The sequence below is a fragment of the Streptomyces solincola genome, assembly GCF_002982015.1.
In the GTDB taxonomy this organism is placed as follows: domain Bacteria; phylum Actinomycetota; class Actinomycetes; order Streptomycetales; family Streptomycetaceae; genus Streptomyces; species Streptomyces solincola.
Genome location: NZ_PVLV01000678.1, coordinates 1 through 1,259 on the forward strand (window position 1 = coordinate 1; position 1,259 = coordinate 1,259).

Annotated in this window: 1 protein-coding gene; it reads right to left on the minus strand. The window is 78.7% G+C overall.

The window, feature by feature from the left end; all coding sequences use genetic code 11:
• Positions 1-1,203: sensor histidine kinase (locus C6N75_RS29195; RefSeq protein ID WP_105871849.1), on the minus strand; the 1,203-nt coding region annotated here is incomplete at its 3' end.
• Between the last annotated feature and the right edge of the window lie 56 nt (positions 1,204-1,259).

Below are 1,259 nucleotides of genomic sequence, written 5' to 3' on the forward strand. Positions count from 1 at the left end.
CTCGCCCTCCGGCACCCCCGCCCCGTCGTCGGCGACCGCCAGCAGCACCCGGCCGCCCTCCCGCCGGACCTCCACCGACACCTCCGCCTCGGCGTGCCGCTGCGCGTTGTCCAGCAGGTTGCCCAGCACCCGCGCCAACTGCGCCCGCGAACCGCGCACCTCGGTCCTCTCGCCGGCCGCCACCCGCACCGGCGCCCGGCCGCCCGGCCGCTGCGCCACCTCGTCGCGCACCAGCGCCGCCAAGTCCACCCGCGCCTGCCCCGGCCGCTCCCCCGCGTCCAGCCGCGCCAGCAGCAGCAGATCCGCCGCCAGCCCCTGGAGCCGCACGGTGTCCTCCACCGCGCCCGGCAGGTCCAGCAGCGCCGGATGGGCCGCGCCCACCTCCAACTGGGTGCGCAGCGAGGCGATCGGGCTGCGCAGCTCGTGCGAGGCGTCCGCGACGAACCGCCGCTGCCGCTCCACCGACGCCTCCAGCGCCGCCAGCGTCTCGTTGGTGGTCCGCGCCAGCCGCGCCACCTCGTCGTGGGTGGCCGGCTCCGGCACCCGCCGCGACAGGTCCGCCGACGCGGTGACCGCCGCCATCTCCCGCCGGATGCCCTCCACCGGGGCCAGCGCCCGCCGGGTCACCAGCCAGGTCGTCCCGGCGACCACCAGCAGCAGCGCGGGCAGCGCCGCCAGCATCGCCGTGCGCACCCCCGACACCGCCGCCGACTGCACCGCGGAGCCCGCGTACACGGTGGCCTCCCGGCCGTCCGGCGCGCTCGCCTCCACCGCCGCGAAGCGGTACGTGGCGCTGTCGCCCTCCACCGTCACGTCCCCGGTGGAGTAGCGGACGTCCTCGGCGACCTCGCCGCCGCCGCGCTCGTCGTCGGCGTCCTGCGCGGGCCCGGCCGGCACCGGCCGCACCGACCGGCTCGCGGTGCCGCCGATCGCCTCGATGCCCTCGCCGACGGCCACCACCCGGCCGTCCGACACCACCTGCACCGGGTGCTCCTCCGCCTCGTCCGGCAGGTCGAGGTCGGCGAACGGCGTCCCCGCCGCCACCTGCACCGCCACCGACCGGGCGGCCACGTTCGCCTGGAGGTCCGCCTGGCTGGCCAGGCTGCCGCGCAGCACCGCCAGCAGCGCCACCCCGGCCACCGCCAGGGCCAGCGCCACCACCAGCGTCGCGCCCAGCGACGTCCTGGCCCGGACCGAACGCAGCAGCCTCACCGCTCCTCCAACCGGTAGCCCGCCCCCCGCACCGTCCTGATCAGCCC